This is a genomic window from Salinisphaera sp., assembly GCF_035690525.1.
Lineage (GTDB): Bacteria > Pseudomonadota > Gammaproteobacteria > Nevskiales > Salinisphaeraceae > Salinisphaera.
In genome coordinates this window covers 19,233-34,972 of the sequence record NZ_DASSKM010000079.1, presented here as the reverse complement: position 1 = coordinate 34,972, position 15,740 = coordinate 19,233, and the positions used below count along the sequence as shown (strand labels likewise).

The following is a 15,740-nucleotide window of genomic DNA, read 5'->3' as shown; positions in this document are numbered from 1 at the left end:
ACGCGTATCTTCGTTTGCTCTTAACGGGTCGGCCCGAAGCGGGGCTTTGCCGCGAGTCTGCGAGTGTCGATACCCGTGACCGGAAGCACAGACACTTGCCGGGCGGGCACTAGCGGGCTGTTTAAGCCGCTAGAGCGTAGTTGTCGTCGTTCGCAACTAGCTTAGGGTGCAAACGGATTAACGAGGAGGATTGCAACCTCGGCATGCACCTCGGGTTTTGACATCCGCGTCGAAGCCATGTCGCCCCCGAAAACGAATTCATTGTAACAGCCTTTCTCGATACGTTAACAGCCGCACAGGTCGCCGGATCATGAAATGAGGCGGGTTAGCGAGTTTTCAACACGGACCGGTGCTACGAATTCGTGGCCCGTACGGCAAAAAAGGCCCGTCAGACGATCACCCACTGCCGGGCCGCTTCGCGATCGTCGAAGCGATAGGTCTTGCACTCCATCTTCGGTGTCAGCTTGTCGATGACTTTAGTGGCGGTGCGTACGCCTTCCACGTCCGTGACCACGGCTAGCTTGTCGAAGCGATTCCAGTGCTTGATCGAATTCTTGAGTTCGCCGAAGACCGTGGAAGCCGACATGCCGCCGAGCGACTTGATCTCGATATACAGCCGTAGCGCCGCGTGTTGTTCGAGACGTTTTTCGACGGTCGACACGACGTTGGCGAAGTCCTGGGCACCGATTTCGCCGTCGACTTCCAGGGGCACCGCGTGTTCGCTGTCGGATTTGAAGGGCGCGATTCGAAGCATGAGAACTCTCAGCCCGATAAATGTGTTTCGACATTAGCCAAGCCAGGAATGCCCGGCTATCCGTGATTGGCCTGAGCCGGGGCGGTCGCAGGCATAATGCGCGCCAAATATGTTGCACGTGACCCGGAATGAGCGATTCGCGTATTGACGTCTTTTGGCTGGACGAGATGCCGGCGTCGCTGTTTCACGAGATCGTGATGCTGCGCGAGTCGGTATTCGTGGTCGAGCAGACGTGTGCGTATCAGGAAACCGATATGCACGATCTTGGGGCGCGGCATCTCACGCTGCGCATCGACGAGGCGCTGGCCGGCTATCTGCGTATCGTGGTCGGACGCGAGCCGGCGATCGGACGGGTGCTGATCGCGACGGCCTTCCGCGGCCACGGTCTCGCCTATGCGCTGATGCGGGCGGGTATCGAAGAGGCGGATCGTCTCTACGGCGAAACCGTCATCCATGTCAGCGCCCAGGCGCACCTGCGCGGCTTCTATGAACGGCTAGGCTTCGTGGTGACCTCGGATGTCTATCTCGAGGACGGCATCCCGCACTGCGCCATGCAGCGCGCACCGCGATGATGTTCGCCCTGTAGCCAGCGGGCTGCCGTGCCAGGCGATCGCCGAGCGTGAGTGGACGATCGCGCGATTGCTCCGTGGCGCGGGTGGTCCCGCGTTGGTTTTCGCGGTTCGAGGGTAACGGCCGACGAAAGTATGAAACGAATTGTTTGCGCGTCGCGATAATAAAAAATATGTTCTATTTATTCGCAAGCTGAATCGTTCGTTCAAACGAGGTCGTTATGGATCTGTTGCTTAAGCCCGGCGCCGAAACCGGCCAGACGTTGGATACCGCCAGCGCGGCCGAACCGCTCGAATACGTGCGTTTTCGTCATCGACGCATGGGCGACGGCGAGGTGTTCGAAGACCACAGCGAGGACCACGAGCTGTGCCTCGTGCTGTTGTCGGGCAAGGCTACGGTGCACTGTGCGGGCGAGACCTTCGAAGCCATCGGTGAGCGCATGAGCGTGTTCGAGCAGGCGCCGCCATACGCCGTGTACTTGCCCAACGACACCGATTTTCGGGTCGAGGCGCTTACCGAGGTCGAACTCGGCATCTGCGGCGCGCCCGGGCACGGCAACCATGCGCCGCGGCTTATCGAGCCGCGTGACATCAAGCAGTCGACGCGAGGCGAGGGCGCCAATGTACGGCACGTGCACGACATTTTGCCCGAAACGCAAGCGGCCGACAGCCTGCTCGTGGTCGAGGTGTACACGCCGGCCGGCAACTGGTCGAGTTATCCGCCGCACAAGCACGACGAAGACAATCCGCCGCATGAAACCTTCTTAGAAGAGAGTTATTACCACCGTCTGAACCCGGCCGGCGGGTTCGGTTTCCAGCGGGTCTATACCGACGATCGTTTAATAGACGAGACCATGGCTTTTAGCGACGGTAACTGTGTATTGGTGCCACGCGGGTATCATCCGGTCGGCGCGCCGTACGGCTTTGACCTTTACTACCTGAACGTCATGGCCGGGCCGAAGCGCGAATGGAAGTTCACGACCGATCCGGATTTCGCGTGGCTCGTCAAATAGCCTTCTGGCATAGACGGTTGGATCGTCACCAGGCAAAGCCCGAAAAATCGGGAGGAGTTAGGCGATGAGTGGTATGACTGTCGGATCGGCTTTATCCGCGGACACCGACAACAACGCCCGCTGGGCCGCCGCGCATCCGGTATGGGCACGGCTCGGCGCAACGCTCGATCGGCTCGCCGGTTTCTGCGGCAGCCACAATGCCGGCTATGTTTCGCCGCTGCGTCTGAAGGATCGTTAGCCGGCGGATTTTCCGACTCGTTAGCTGGGATAGCGCCTCACCGGACGCCTGTCGAACGACTTTGACAGGCGCTTCCAGCTTGCGTACTTCACGATGTTGTCGGAAAGCTCGTAACCGATTCAAGGAGCGGATCTATATACGGCTTAGGCCGCAGGCCGTAAGCCGACACCCGCGTTATGGCATAAGCTGACCTTTTGCTCCGCCTCGCTTCGGGTAAGTCGATAACATGACGCTGGCTCGCCCGCACCCGTCAGTCCGGCAGGACGAAGTCCGGCCGTTCACGCGGCATGACGCGATTGAGTAGATCGACCGAGCGCTGCACGCCTTCCTTGCATGACAGGTTTTGGTCCTCGTGCTCGATCGAAAGCACGCCGTCGGCGTAACCCCGCGCCTGAAGCTGCCAGCAGAACTCACGCCACCAGTCCTCGGGCTGCCCGTAACCCAGCGTCACGTAAGACCAACTCCGCTCCAGGACACGATCCATCGACCGGTTATCCAGCCGTGTGGCTTCGGCCAGGTTGTGGGTGTCGATATAGGCGTCCTTGGCGTGGACATGATAGATGCAGTCCGCGTAGCGGCGAATCATCTCGATCGGGTCGCCGCCCATCCAGATAAAGTGGCTCGGATCGAAGTTCAGCCCCACGGTCGGCCCGACCGCTTCACGCAGACGCATGAAACTCGGCATGTTGTGCACGAGTTGGGCGCCGTGCGCCTCGACGCAGAGCTGGGACACGCCGTGCGCTTGCGCGAAATCCGCGAGCTTGCGCCAGTAGGGGATCGCGACATCCGCCCACTGATAGCGCAGGGCGTCGTGGGTTTCCGGCGGCCACGACGTGGTGACCCAGTTGGGCATGGAGTCGCCCGGCGCGCCCGCCGGCAGGCCGGACATGAGCACGATGCGCGGCACCTCGAAGATCTCGGCCAGCCGAACGGCGTTGTGCACCACCTGGGATTGCCGCTCGCCGTCGGTGGGATGGAGTTGATTGCCGTTGGCGGTGAACGCCGAGATTTCCAGGCCGCGATCGCGAATCTTGGCCGCTAACTCACGCTGTTGCGCGGCATCCGCCAGCAGTGCGTCCACGTCGCCGATATGCGCGGCCGCGCCCCAGTTGCCGACGCAGAACTCGATCGCGTCGAGGCCGAGTTCGGCGCAGTAGTCGAGCATGGCATCGGTGCCCATGTTCGCAACGCTGTCGGTGACCATTCCTATCTTCATTACGCATCTCCTCGGTAAACTGAGCAGGTTCGTGGTCGTTCCGGCGCAAATTAGAATGAAAATTCCACGTCTGCAAGCGCATGCAGGACCGGTTGATCAACTTCCATAGGGCGTATTGACGGACGGCGGCCAGCTGATGCCACACCTCGACGGTTGGTGTTCGGGCCGTTGGCCACGATCGGCATCCTATGGCCGGCTCGACTAAAGTATAAAACGATAGGTTTGTAAAAAATAAAAATAGAAAATAAATTCTAATCAGGCCGCGCCCGATCCGTTCCGGTCGGGCTTCATCGTTTTTCAGGAGCCGGCCATGAGCCGATCGTCGATCAACTGGGGCGTGCTCGGGGCGGCCGAAATCGCCCGCGAACACACCATCCCGGCCATCGTGGCCGCGCAAAACAGCCGTCCCTACGCGCTGGCCAGCCGCCGCGGCGCGCCGGATGCGCTCATCGAACGCTTCGGTTTCGAGACCGGCTACGGCGATTACGATGCGCTGCTGGCCGACCCGGCGGTCGATGCGGTTTATCTGCCGCTGCCCAACGACCGCCACGCCGAATGGGCGGTCAAGGCCGCGCGCGCCGGCAAGCATGTGCTCTGCGAGAAACCGGCCGCGTTGACCGCCGCGCAGACCGCCGAGGCGATCGCGGCCTGTGAATCGGCCGGCGTGCTCTTCATGGAAGCGATGATGTATCAGTTCCACGATCAGCATGCGCGCGTGCGCGAGTTGATCGGTAGCGGCGCGATCGGCGAAGTGCGCGGCGTCCACGCCAATCTGACCTTCAACCTCGAAAAGAGCCTGTCGGATTTTCGCCACGGCACGCTTGCAAGCGGGGGCGGAAGTCTCTACGACCTCGGCTGCTACTGCATCCACGCGATCCGCAGCCTGCTTGGCGAGCCGGACCGGGTGGCCACGTTCGCGCGCTTTGCCGGTCCGCAGAGGGCGGAAATGTCCGCGGCCGCAATACTCGGCTACGCCAACGGCGCCAAGGCCGGCTTCGACTGCGGCATGGACGCCGCGCCCCGGCATGCTTACGAGGTGTACGGCACGGCCGGCTCGATCCGGGTGAACAAGGCATTCGTGCCGCAGGCCGATGGCGACGGCTCGATCGAAATCGTCAACGCCGACGGCAATACAACCATCGAACGCACCACTTCGTTCCAGTACCCCAACGGAATTGCCCATTTCGCCGACTGCGTGCTGAACGCGCAGGCGCCCAACTACACGCCGGAGAGTGTGCTCGCCAACATGCGAGTACTGGATGCCTGTATCGAATCGGCGACCACCGCCAGCATCGTTGAATTGGAGAACCATTGATGTCCGATCGGATCATGAACCTGGCCATCATCGGCGCCGGGCGCATCGCCCAGGTGCACGCCGCCGCGGCCGACCGCGATCCCCGGATCGCGCTTGTCTATGTCTCGGATATCCGGCCCGAGGCCGCCGAGGCGCTCGCGGCGACTTTTGGCGCGACCAGCGTGGATGTCGACACCCTGTTCGATGACGAACGGATCGATGCGGTGCTGATCGCGTCGTCGACCGCGACCCATGCCGAATTCCTCGAGCGCGCGGCGAAGGCCGGCAAGGCCGTGCTGTGCGAAAAACCGATCGCGCTGGATATCGAGCGTACCCGGCAGGCGGTCGAGGTCGTGAATGCGCATTCGGTGGCCTGTGCGCTCGGCTTCAACCGGCGCCACGATCCGCAGTTCGCCGCACTCAAGGCGGCGCTGGACGCCGGTCGGATCGGCCGGCTGGAGACCTTGACCATCATCAGCCGCGATCCGGCGCCGCCGCCCATCGACTACATCGAGGGCTCGGGCGGGCTGTTCTTCGACATGATGATCCACGATTTTGATGTCGCCCGCTGGCTGCTCGACGAGCCGATCGCCGCGGTCAGCGCCAGCGGCGGGGTGCTGATCGATCCGGCGATCGGCGAGGCCGGCGATATCGATACCGCGATGGTGGTGCTCGCCACCGACTCCGGGCGGCTGTGCCATATCCAGAATTCGCGCCGCGCCGCTTACGGCTACGACCAGCGCATCGAAGCCTTCGGAAGCCGGGGCATGCTGCAGGCGGTCAACGAAACCGAGACCCGGCTGCGTCATACCGGCGAAGCCGGCCAGCTCGACGAGCCGCCCAAGCACTTTTTCCTCGAGCGCTATGGCGTGGCCTACGGCCGCGAACTGGGCGATCTGTACGACGCCTGGAGTACGGGCGGCGCGCCCAAGGCGACCCACGAGGACGGCTACCAATCGCTGCGTCTGGCCGCGGCGGCGACCAAGTCGCTGGCCGAAGGCCGCACCGTATGCCTCGACGAGATCGGCTAGCCCGCGAACCGACCAGGAGAAGCCCTATGGCAAACAATCTGCGCATCGCCGTGATCGGCACCGGCCGCATGGGCACCGACCACATCAAGCGCCTGACCCATCGCATCGCCGGCGCCGACGTTACCGGCGTGGTCGATATCGACGCTGGGCGCGCGCGGAGTGCGGCGGTCTTGGCCGGCGATCAGGCGAAAATCTGGGACGATCCACACGCCGCGCTCGCCAGCGGCGAGTACGACGCCTTCGTGCTCACCACGCCCGGCATGCTGCACTACGACGTGCTGATGGACGCGCTGGGCCGGCGGCTGCCGGTGTTTTGCGAGAAACCGCTAACAGCGGACGGGCCCACCGCACGCGAGATCGTGGATGCCGAGGCGGAAATCGGCCGGCGCCTGATCCAGGTCGGTTTCATGCGCCGGTTTGATGCCGGTTACCGGCGTCTACGGGCGTTCTTCGAAGACGGATCGCTCGGCGCGCCGCTGATGCTGCATTGTCGGCATCGCAATCCCGATCCGCCGCCGAACTTCACCGATGCGCTGATGATCTACGATTCGGTGGTGCATGAAATGGACGGCGTGCGCTACTTCACCGGCGAGGAGATTACCGAGATCTCGGTGCGCCGCGGCCGGACGACCACGGGCGGCGACGGCAAACTGTCCGATCCGCAGCAAGTGCTCATGCGCACCGAGTCCGACGTATTGGTCGATGTGGAGATCTTCGTCAACGCGCTGTTCGGCTACCAGGTGCATACCGAGGCCGTGTTCGAGCGCGGCATCGTCGATATCGGCAACGACGAGGGCGCCTATATCCGCTCCGCCGGACGTTGGGGCGGCGAGGTCACACCCGGTTTCGAGCAGCGCTTCGCGGCCGCCTTCGATGCCGAGTTCCAGGGGTGGGTGAACCGACTGCGCGCCGGCGCGGCGCCGGACGGCCCGAGCGCGTGGGACGGCTATGCGGCCGCGGTCTGCTGCGAGGCCGGTGTCGCCGCGCAGCAGACCGGCGCGGCGACGGCCGTCTATTTGGGCGACAAACCGGCGCTGTACCGGGCTTGATCAACCTCGATCGGCTTTGGATAGCCGTGGTGCGCCGACTTTGGTCGCAAAGTGATTGAAAATAGGATTCCGTCTCGGCAGAATTTAGAATAAATAATCCATATACGAACCGGCTGAAATGTCGGTTCCTGGATTTCGGGAGAAGCCGATGAACCATAAGCCACTCGATCTGATCTGTCTGGGCCGCGCGGCGGTCGACTTGTATTCGCAGCAGGTCGGCGCGCGGCTCGAGGATGTGTCCAGCTTCGCCAAGTATCTGGGTGGCAGTTCCGGCAACTGTGCCTACGGCAGTGCGCGGCTCGGCCTGAAGTCCGCCATGCTCACTCGTGTCGGCAACGAGCAGTTCGGCAATTTCGTGGTCGAGGAATTCCAGCGCGCCGGTGTCGATACCTCGCACATGCCGGTCGACAAGGCCCGCTTCACCGCGCTCGCCATCCTCGCGCTCAAGGATCGCGATACCTTCCCGCTGCTGTTTTATCGCGAGAACTGCGCGGATATGGCGATCTCGGCCGAGGATGTCGACCCCGCCTGGATCGGCACGGCGAAAGCGCTCGCCATCACCGGCACGCATTTGTCGACCGCGACCACGCAGGGCGCCTGCCGGGCCGCGCTCGCCGCCGCCAAGCAACACGGCGTCAAGCGCATTCTGGACATCGACTATCGCCCGGTGCTTTGGGGCCTGGCCGAGTTCGGCGACGGCGAAACCCGTTATGTCGACGACGCCGAGACCACCGCCCATCTGCAGCGCTGGATCGGCGATTTCGATCTCATCGTCGGCACGGAAGAGGAATTTCATATCGCCGGCGGCACCACCGACACCATCGCCGCGCTCAAAAAGGTGCGCGAACTGTCGGATGCCGTGCTGGTCTGCAAGCTCGGCGCGCTCGGCTGCACGATCTTCGAAGGGCCGGTCGGCGATTCGGTGCACGACGGCGTGCAGGTCGAAGGCGTGCAGGTCGAGGTGCTTAACGTGCTTGGCGCGGGCGATGCCTTTATTGCCGGCTTTTTGCGCGGTTATCTGCGCGGCGAGCCCTGGCGGACGTGCGCGACCTATGCCAATGCCTGCGGGGCGCTGGTGGTTTCGCGCCACGGCTGCGCCCCGGCGATGCCCACCGAGGCCGAATTGTTCGATTATCTCGAGCGCCGCGACGAAGTGCCGCGGCCCGACCGCGACGAGCGCCTCAACGATCTGCACCGCAAAACCACGCGGTACCCGGCCCGGTGGGGCGAGATCTACGGCCTGGCCTTCGACCACCGCATGCAGCTGTTCGATATGGCCGGCGAGCTCGGCGTGGCCGAATCACGGTTGTCGCCGCTCAAGACGCTGTTGGTCACGGCCGTCGAGCGCGGTATGGACAAAGCCGGCCTGCCCGGCCATCCCCCGGCCGTGCTCTGCGACGATCTGGTCGGCCAGGACGCGCTCAACGCCATGACCGGGCGCGGCTGGTGGATCGGCCGGCCGGTCGAGGAACCGGGCTCGCGGCCGCTGCGTTTCCAGCACGGCGATGATATCGGCAGCCAGCTCGTCTCCTGGCCGGCCGAGCACATCATCAAGTGCCTGGTGTTCTATCACCCGGACGACGAAATCGCACTCCGGCTGGACCAGGAAGACAAGCTGCGCCAGCTCGCCGAGGCGCGCCGCGTGTCCGGCCACGAACTGCTCATCGAAGTGATTCCGCCGAAGGACATGGCCAGCGACGACGCCACCGTCGCCCGCAGCCTGCAGCGTTTTTATCACCTGGGCATCCGCCCCGACTGGTGGAAGCTGCCGCCGATGAGCGCCGCGGCGTGGCGGGCCGTGCGCGGGGTCGTCGAACGCTACGACGACCACTGCCGCGGCGTGGTGCTGCTGGGCCTCGACGCGCCGATGGACGACGTGAAGGCCGGATTTCGCGAGGCGAGCGCCTCCGAAATCTGCCGCGGGTTCACGATTGGCCGGACCCTGTTCGCCGGGCCGGCGCGGGCCTGGCTGGCCGGTGAGCTGGACGACGAGGCATTCATCGCCGTGGTGTCGGACAACTACGCCGAATTGATCGCCACCTGGCGCGAGGCGGCGGGCGAGACACGGGCGCCGCGCGCAGTGGGAGCACGATCATGAATGAGCAAAAGACCATCCGCTTGACCACGGCCCAGGCACTGGTCCGTTATCTCGCGGCCCGGCAAACCGAGATCGACGGCCAGCGCGAGCGCTTGTTCGCCGGCTGTTTCGCCATCTTCGGCCACGGCAACGTGGCCGGCATGGGCGAGGCGCTCTACGCCCATCGGGATGAATTCCCGACCTGGCGCGCGCACAACGAGCAAGGCATGACCCACGCGGCGATCGCCTTTGCCAAGCAGCACCGACGCCGACGCCTAATGGCTTGCACGACCTCCATCGGCCCCGGCGCGCTCAACATGATCACCGCGGCCGGGCTGGCCCACGCCAACCGCTTGCCGGTGCTGCTGCTGCCGGGCGACACGTTTGCCACGCGCGCGCCCGACCCGGTATTGCAACAGGTCGAGCACTACGGCTCGCCCTCGACCACGGTCAACGACGCATTCGCGCCGGTGTCGCGCTATTTCGACCGCATCGCGCGCCCGGAACAGTTGTTGACCAGTCTGCCGGCGGCGATCGATACGCTGCTCGACCCGATCGACTGCGGTCCGGCCACGCTGGCGCTGCCGCAGGACGTACAAGCCGAGGCCTACGATTTTCCGGTGTCGTTTTTCGATCTTAGGGTGCATCGCATTCGTCGGCCCGGTCTGGACGCCCACGAATTGGCCGCGGCGATCGAAACGCTCAAGAACGCGAAAAAACCGCTCGTCATCGCCGGCGGCGGAGCGCTGTATTCCGGCGCATCGGAACAGCTCGCCCGGTTCGCGGAAGATCACGGCGTGCCGGTGGCCGAGACCCAGGCGGGCAAGGGCGCCCTACGCGCCGATCATCCGTGCAACGTCGGTTCGATCGGCGTGACGGGCGGTGCCGCCGCCAATGCGTTGGCCGCCGAAGCCGATGTCATCGTCGCCCTCGGTACGCGCCTGCAGGATTTCATCACCGGATCGCGCGCGCTGTATATGGAGCACGGGCCGAAGCTGCTCGGCATCAATGTGGCGCGCTTCGACGGAGCCAAGCATGGCGGCCAGACGCTGATCGGCGACGCGGCCGTAGCGCTGGATGCGCTCCAGGCGGGGCTCACCGACTGGCAACCCGATAAGGCGTGGCGGGACAGGTTCGTCCATGAACGCACGGCCTGGCTGGATACCGTCGCCCGCGTGACCGCCGACGATGGCTCGGCCCGGCCGGCCGACAGCCAAGTGCTGGGCGCGGTCAACCGCGCCGCCGGCGAAAACGCGACAGTCGTTTGTGCTGCGGGCGGACTGCCGGGCGAACTGCATAAGCTCTATCAGACCACCGGGCCGGGCAGCTACCACGTCGAATACGGTTTCTCCTGCATGGGCTACGAGATCGCCGGCGGGATGGGCGTGAAAATGGCCGCGCCCGAGCGCGATGTGTACGTCATGGTCGGCGACGGCAGCTATCTGATGCTCAATTCCGAGCTCGCGACCTCGGTCACGCTCGGCCACAAGCTCATTGTCGTGTTGCTCGACAACCGCGGGTACGGCTGTATCCATCGGCTGCAGGGCGCGACGGTCGGGGTGGAATTCAACAATCTGCTCGAGGGCTGCAACGCCGCGCCCGCCGGCGCGCCGGAGATCGATTTCGCCGCCCATGCCCGATCGCTCGGCTGCGCCGCCGAGTGGGTGGACGGCATCGCCGGCCTGGAAGCCGCGCTCGAACGCGCCAGGGCGGCGGATCATACGTGCCTGATCGCGCTCAAGACCGATCCGGACAAGGAGACCGCCGAAGGTGGCGCCTGGTGGGATGTGCCGGTGGCGGAGGTATCGGGCCGCGAAGCCGTCGCCGAGCGTCGCTCCGATTACGACAACAGCAAGCAGCGCCAGCGCTGAGGAGATTCGACAATGTCTATCCGACTGGGCGTGAACCCGTTGCTCTGGACCAACGACGACCTGCCGCTGCTGGGCGACGAGACGCCGCTCACGCAGTGCTTAGCCGAGGCCGCGCGCGCCGGCTACGAGGGCGTGGAGATGGGCCGCAAGTTTCCCCACAGCTTCGACGAACTCGGCCCGTTGATCGCGTACGAAAAGTTGGCGTTGGCTTCCGGCTGGTATTCATCCAATCTGCTGGAGCGCGACGCCGAAACCGAGATCGAGGCCATGCAGGGCCATCTGGCCTTGATGAAGGCCACCGGCGTCACCGCCATGGTGTTCTGCGAAACCGCGCGCTGCGTGCATCTCGACCGGGCGATGCCGGTCTCGCGCCGGCCGCGGCTGACCGAGGCCGACTGGGCGCTGTTCGCGCCGCGGCTGAATACGGTCGCCGATTATCTGGCCGGTAAGGGCGTCAGGCTCGCCTATCACCACCATATGGGCACGCCGGTGCAGTCCACCGAGGACGTGGCGCGGCTGATGGCATCGACCGGCGACAACGTCGGCCTGCTGTTCGATACCGGGCACTGCCGCTTCGCCGGCGGCGATCCGCTCGACTGGCTGGAGCGTTGGGGCCGCCGCATCAATCACATACACGCCAAGGACGTGCGCGAGATGGTCATCGCCCGATCGCGCAACCGCAACGCCAGTTTTCTGAACGCGGTGGTCGACGGCGTGTTCACGATCCCCGGCGACGGCGATCTGGATTTCGATGCGATCTTCGCGCGGCTGGCCGCCCTCAGCTACGACGGCTGGCTTATCGCCGAGGCCGAACAGGACCAGACGGTCGCGCCGTCCTGGCCGCTGGCCCAGCGCAGCTATCGCTATCTGCGGGAATCGGCCCAGCGCGCCGGACTGTCGCTGGCTGCGGCGGCCTGACATCGCGAGGAGAACCACGATGAGCATGTCCGACAAGACCATGCCTGACACGTCTGCGCGCGATTGGCAGGCCAGCCAGTTCGCGACGCGGGATTTGCTGGCGCCGCACGGGCTGCGCCTGGGCATCAACCCTCTGGGCTGGACCAACGACGTGATCGCCGAGTTCGGCGACGACACGCCGGCCGAAACCTTCATCGCCGAGGCCGCGGCGGCCGGCTATGAAGGCGTCGAGATGGGACGCAAGTTTCCGCCGGATCGCGAAGCGGTCGCCGGTCTGCTCGCCGAGGGCAATGTCGATTTGGTCTCGGGGTGGTATTCCGGGCGCCTGGCCGAGATCGGCGCGGATGAGGAACTGGCCAATGTGGCCAACCACGCGGCGTTGCTGGCTCATAACGGCGCGCGGGTCATGGTCTACGGCGAAACCGGGCTAATGCCCGGCGATGATCCGCTCGACGAGCCGTTGTCGGCCACGCCGATCGTCGCCGACACGGATTGGGCGGCCTACGGCCGGCGGTTGACCGAATTCGCCGAAGCGTTGCGGCGCGATTACGGCATCCGGCTGGCCTACCACGCGCACCTGATGATGGTGGCCGAGAGCGAGACGGAAATCGACCGGCTCATGGCGGAGACCGGCGAGGCGGTGGGGTTGTTGTTCGATACCGGGCATATCGTGGCCGGCGGCGGCGATCCGGCGCGCGTGCTGGCCCGTCACGGTCATCGCGTCAATCATATTCATCTGAAGGATATCCGTCGCGAAGTATTCGCCGGTATCCGCGAGCGCGATGCCAGTTTCAATACCGGCGTGCGTGCCGGCATGTTCACCGTGCCCGGGGATGGCTATATCGATTATGCGCCGGTGATCGATTTCGCCAAGAGCGAGGCCTACACCGGCTGGCTGGTCGTCGAAGCCGAGCAAAACCCGGTCCGGGCGCCGTCGGTCGAATATGCCGAAAAAGCCATGCGTACGGTGCGATCGTTTTTTGGTGGTTAGTTTTTAAGACGGTTAACCACAGATTACGCCGATTGCGCAGATTAAGGAAAGACATTTGTTCTCTTGCGTATAGCAAGAAATGCATTTTTCCTTTAAATCTGCGTGATCGGTGTAATCTGCGGTTAAAAAGGAGTAAATCCAGCAATGGCGGAACAACTCAACATCGGCATCATCGGCACCGGTTTCATGGGGCGTGCGCACGCCGAGGCGTTCTGGCGTTGCGCCGCGCTCTATTCCGGTCTGACTCTGCGGCCGCATCTGTACGCGGTGGCCGATGTCAGCCTGGAACTGGCCGAGGCCGCGAAGACGCGTTTCAACTTCGACAAGGCGTTTGACGACTGGCGGGCGATGATCGCCGACGACAACGTGCACGTGGTCGATATCACCTCGCCCAACCAGTTCCATCACGAGATGGCGCTGGCGGCGATCGCCGCCGGCAAGCATGTCTATTGCGAAAAGCCGATGGCCATGTCGAAGGCCGAGGCCGACGAAATGCGTGACGCGGCCGAGGCCGCCGGCGTGAAGACCATGGTGTCGTTCAACAACATCAAGACGCCAGCGGCCATGCTCGCAAAGCAGATCATCGATCGCGGCGAGATCGGCCGGCCGACGCGTTTTCGCGGCACCTTCGATCAGGGTTTTTTCAACGATCCGGAACTGCCGTGGTCCTGGCGCTGTTCGCGCGCCGCCGCCGGCACCGGCTCGCTGGGCGATCTCGGCGCTCATGTCATCGGCGTGGCGCAATACCTGATGGGCGATTTCGGCCGGGTCTGCGGCCAGTCGCAAATCTATTTCGACCAGCGACCGGTCGCCTCGGGCGACGCCGGCTATTCGACCCGGGCCGGCGCGGACGCCGAATGGAAGCCGGTCGAGAACGACGACCAAACCCAGTGCCTGGTGCAATTCAGCTCGGGCGCGGCCGGCGTGGTCGAGTCGTCGCGCATCGCGGCCGGCCGCATTATGGGCGTGTACTGGGAGGTTTCCGGCACCGAGGGCACGATCAGCATGGACGGCGAGCGGTTCAACGAACTACAGGTCTTCCGTATGGGCGACGAAAAACGCGATCGCGGCTTCAAGACGCTGCTCGCGGGTTCCCAGGTGCCGCAATACGCCGGCTTTTTCCCGTTCGACTTCGGCGGCGGAAGCTTGGGTTTCTACGACGCCAAGGTCATCGATGTCTACGACCTGGTCACCGGCATCGCGGGTTCCGACGATTGCTATCCGAACTTCGCCTTCGGCGCCCATAACCAGAGGATTCTCGAAGCCATCGACGAATCCTGCCAGCGCGAGGCTTGGGTCAAGGTCTGATTGTTTCCGCAGATTGCCGGCGAGTTGGCCGAAACCCGGATTTGTCCGCAGATGGACGCAGATAAACACAGATGAAGAAACTGTTGATCGAATGGCCCTGTGGTCAAAAACCCCCCCCGACCTGAACCGGTTCATTTCAGTTTTCTGTCTTTAAATCTGCGTACATCTGCGCATATCTGCGGTTGAATAAAAGAACAACCCGCCAACGACGCTAGGAGGACGAAAAGTGAGAGCATTCGAACATCCGATTCGTATCGGCATGGTCGGCGGCGGGCCAGGGGCGGGTATTGCCACCGCGCATCGCGCCGGTCTGCGCCTGGACGGCCGCTATGATCTAGTCGCGGGCGTTTTCTCGCGGGATCTGGATAAATCGCGTCAGGCGGCGCGCGAGTTCGGCGTCGACGAATCGCGTGTCTATGCCGATTACGCCGACATGGCCGCGGCCGAGGCCGCCCGCGAGGACGGTATCGAGGCGGTGGCGGTGGTCACGCCCAACGCCAGCCATTATCCGGTATCCAAGGTTTTCCTGGAACACGGCATTCACGTTATCTGCGACAAGCCGATGACCGACGATTTCGACAAGGCGCTGGAACTGCACTGGCTGGCCGAGTCGAAGCACCTCGTGTTCACTTTGACCCATAACTACGCTTGCCATTCGATGGTGCGCGAGGCTGCCCGGCGCGTGCGTTGCGGCGATCTGGGCGAGCTGCGCATGGTCCAGGGCGAGTTCGCCTCGGGCTGGGCAGCCGGCGAAGTCGAAACCGAGGCCGACAACAAACAAGCCGCCTGGCGAACCGATCCGGAGCAGGCCGGTGAAGCCAGCGTGATCTACGATCTGGGTACGCATATCCACCATCTGGCGCGCTATGTCTCGGGCCTTCCGATCGCGGCGCTGGCGGCCGATCTGTCGACGGTGGTGCCGCACCGCCGGGTCTACGACAACGCCAATGTCATGCTGCGGTTCGCCGGCGGCGCCCGCGGCGCGCTCTGGATCACGATGGCGGCGACCGGCTCCGAGCACGGGCTGCGTATCCGCGTGGTCGGCTCGAAGGCGTCGCTCGAATGGCGCCACGAAGATCCGCACCACTTGCAGATGCGCTACCCGGATGGCCGGCGTGAAGAGCTGTCGCAGGGCGGGGCGACACTGTCCGCGGATGCCGCCGAATTGACCCGGATCGGCCTTGGCCATCCGGAAGGCTTTCTCGAATCGTTCGCCAATATCTATTCCGAAGCCGCCGCGGCGATCGCGGCGACGCGTGCGGGTAAGCGCCCGACGCGCGACGAGCTCGCTTACCCGAGCACAGCCGACGGCGTGCTCGGCCTGCAGTTCGTGGATGCCGTGCGCGAGTCGGCCGGCGAAGACGGGCGCTGGGTCCGGCTCGCGCCTATCGACGGGATTCGCTGAATCTCG

At 64.3% G+C, this 15,740-nt stretch carries 14 protein-coding genes and 1 other RNA gene; 12 read left to right on the top strand and 3 right to left on the bottom strand.

The genetic code is table 11. From position 1 onward, the window contains the following. Positions 1–248: a transfer-messenger RNA gene (gene ssrA / locus VFJ08_RS05930) on the bottom strand; the annotation flags it as partial. A gap of 140 nt (positions 249–388) precedes the next feature. Further along, positions 389–754 carry an STAS/SEC14 domain-containing protein gene (locus tag VFJ08_RS05925; RefSeq protein ID WP_324996152.1) on the bottom strand — a complete coding sequence of 122 codons (366 nt, stop codon included), beginning with the start codon at positions 752–754 and terminating at the stop codon, positions 389–391. Between the two features lie 128 nt (positions 755–882). Between VFJ08_RS05925 and VFJ08_RS05920 the strand changes: the two genes are divergently transcribed. The 3 genes from VFJ08_RS05920 to VFJ08_RS05910 all read left to right on the top strand — a co-directional run bounded on the left by VFJ08_RS05920 (position 883) and on the right by VFJ08_RS05910 (position 2,574). Continuing rightward, a complete protein-coding gene (locus VFJ08_RS05920) occupies positions 883–1,326 on the top strand; it encodes a GNAT family N-acetyltransferase (protein WP_324996150.1) in 444 nt (147 codons plus the stop codon). Between the two features lie 218 nt (positions 1,327–1,544). Continuing rightward, a complete protein-coding gene (gene iolB, locus VFJ08_RS05915; protein WP_324996148.1) occupies positions 1,545–2,336 on the top strand; it encodes a 5-deoxy-glucuronate isomerase in 792 nt (263 codons plus the stop codon). A gap of 73 nt (positions 2,337–2,409) precedes the next feature. After that, the gene (locus VFJ08_RS05910) at positions 2,410–2,574 is read left to right on the top strand and encodes a hypothetical protein (protein ID WP_324996147.1); all 165 of its coding nucleotides are present in this window, start codon (positions 2,410–2,412) and stop codon (positions 2,572–2,574) included. 250 nt (positions 2,575–2,824) lie between these two features. On the opposite strand, the gene VFJ08_RS05905 is transcribed toward VFJ08_RS05910, so the two are convergent. After that, a complete protein-coding gene (locus VFJ08_RS05905) occupies positions 2,825–3,790 on the bottom strand; it encodes a sugar phosphate isomerase/epimerase (protein WP_324996144.1) in 966 nt (321 codons plus the stop codon). A gap of 310 nt (positions 3,791–4,100) precedes the next feature. Here VFJ08_RS05905 and VFJ08_RS05900 point away from each other — a divergent pair, with 310 nt between their 5' ends. The 9 genes from VFJ08_RS05900 (at position 4,101) to VFJ08_RS05860 (ending at position 15,734) form a co-directional block, all read left to right on the top strand. Beyond that, positions 4,101–5,105, top strand: a complete 1,005-nt coding sequence (locus VFJ08_RS05900) for a Gfo/Idh/MocA family oxidoreductase (RefSeq protein WP_324996143.1) — start codon at positions 4,101–4,103, stop codon at positions 5,103–5,105. 14 nt (positions 5,106–5,119) lie between these two features. Then, positions 5,120–6,115 (top strand): inositol 2-dehydrogenase, encoded by a 996-nt coding sequence (iolG, locus tag VFJ08_RS05895; protein ID WP_349256959.1) that lies wholly within the window; start codon positions 5,120–5,122, stop codon positions 6,113–6,115. Between the two features lie 26 nt (positions 6,116–6,141). Continuing rightward, on the top strand, positions 6,142–7,164 hold the full coding sequence (locus tag VFJ08_RS05890; RefSeq protein ID WP_324996138.1) for a Gfo/Idh/MocA family oxidoreductase: 1,023 nt from the start codon (positions 6,142–6,144) through the stop codon (positions 7,162–7,164). Between the two features lie 148 nt (positions 7,165–7,312). Continuing rightward, positions 7,313–9,262, top strand: coding sequence for a bifunctional 5-dehydro-2-deoxygluconokinase/5-dehydro-2-deoxyphosphogluconate aldolase (locus VFJ08_RS05885; RefSeq protein WP_324996136.1), 1,950 nt, complete (start codon positions 7,313–7,315; stop codon positions 9,260–9,262). After that, positions 9,259–11,112 carry a 3D-(3,5/4)-trihydroxycyclohexane-1,2-dione acylhydrolase (decyclizing) gene (gene iolD, locus VFJ08_RS05880; RefSeq protein WP_324996134.1) on the top strand — a complete coding sequence of 618 codons (1,854 nt, stop codon included), beginning with the start codon at positions 9,259–9,261 and terminating at the stop codon, positions 11,110–11,112. Before VFJ08_RS05885 ends, iolD begins: the two co-directional genes overlap by 4 nt. Before the next feature lie 12 nt (positions 11,113–11,124). Next, on the top strand, positions 11,125–12,030 hold the full coding sequence (gene iolE / locus VFJ08_RS05875) for a myo-inosose-2 dehydratase (protein WP_324996132.1): 906 nt from the start codon (positions 11,125–11,127) through the stop codon (positions 12,028–12,030). Between the two features lie 19 nt (positions 12,031–12,049). Beyond that, positions 12,050–13,021 (top strand): myo-inosose-2 dehydratase, encoded by a 972-nt coding sequence (gene iolE / locus VFJ08_RS05870; RefSeq protein ID WP_324996131.1) that lies wholly within the window; start codon positions 12,050–12,052, stop codon positions 13,019–13,021. Between the two features lie 144 nt (positions 13,022–13,165). Then, positions 13,166–14,329, top strand: coding sequence for a Gfo/Idh/MocA family oxidoreductase (locus tag VFJ08_RS05865; RefSeq protein ID WP_324996129.1), 1,164 nt, complete (start codon positions 13,166–13,168; stop codon positions 14,327–14,329). Positions 14,330–14,555: 226 nt separating this feature from the next. Continuing rightward, the gene (locus VFJ08_RS05860) at positions 14,556–15,734 is read left to right on the top strand and encodes a Gfo/Idh/MocA family oxidoreductase (protein ID WP_324996127.1); all 1,179 of its coding nucleotides are present in this window, start codon (positions 14,556–14,558) and stop codon (positions 15,732–15,734) included. The last annotated feature ends 6 nt before the right edge of the window (positions 15,735–15,740 follow it).

Bases quoted from the DNA above. Each gene is read 5' to 3' on its own strand.
- VFJ08_RS05925 (WP_324996152.1), bottom strand. From the start codon at position 754: ATGCTTCGAATCGCGCCCTTCAAATCCGACAGCGAACACGCGGTGCCC.
- VFJ08_RS05920 (WP_324996150.1), top strand. From the start codon at position 883: ATGAGCGATTCGCGTATTGACGTCTTTTGGCTGGACGAGATGCCGGCG.
- iolB (WP_324996148.1), top strand. From the start codon at position 1,545: ATGGATCTGTTGCTTAAGCCCGGCGCCGAAACCGGCCAGACGTTGGAT.
- VFJ08_RS05910 (WP_324996147.1), top strand. From the start codon at position 2,410: ATGACTGTCGGATCGGCTTTATCCGCGGACACCGACAACAACGCCCGC.
- VFJ08_RS05905 (WP_324996144.1), bottom strand. From the start codon at position 3,790: ATGAAGATAGGAATGGTCACCGACAGCGTTGCGAACATGGGCACCGAT.
- VFJ08_RS05900 (WP_324996143.1), top strand. From the start codon at position 4,101: ATGAGCCGATCGTCGATCAACTGGGGCGTGCTCGGGGCGGCCGAAATC.
- iolG (WP_349256959.1), top strand. From the start codon at position 5,120: ATGAACCTGGCCATCATCGGCGCCGGGCGCATCGCCCAGGTGCACGCC.
- VFJ08_RS05890 (WP_324996138.1), top strand. From the start codon at position 6,142: ATGGCAAACAATCTGCGCATCGCCGTGATCGGCACCGGCCGCATGGGC.
- VFJ08_RS05885 (WP_324996136.1), top strand. From the start codon at position 7,313: ATGAACCATAAGCCACTCGATCTGATCTGTCTGGGCCGCGCGGCGGTC.
- iolD (WP_324996134.1), top strand. From the start codon at position 9,259: ATGAATGAGCAAAAGACCATCCGCTTGACCACGGCCCAGGCACTGGTC.
- iolE (WP_324996132.1), top strand. From the start codon at position 11,125: ATGTCTATCCGACTGGGCGTGAACCCGTTGCTCTGGACCAACGACGAC.
- iolE (WP_324996131.1), top strand. From the start codon at position 12,050: ATGAGCATGTCCGACAAGACCATGCCTGACACGTCTGCGCGCGATTGG.
- VFJ08_RS05865 (WP_324996129.1), top strand. From the start codon at position 13,166: ATGGCGGAACAACTCAACATCGGCATCATCGGCACCGGTTTCATGGGG.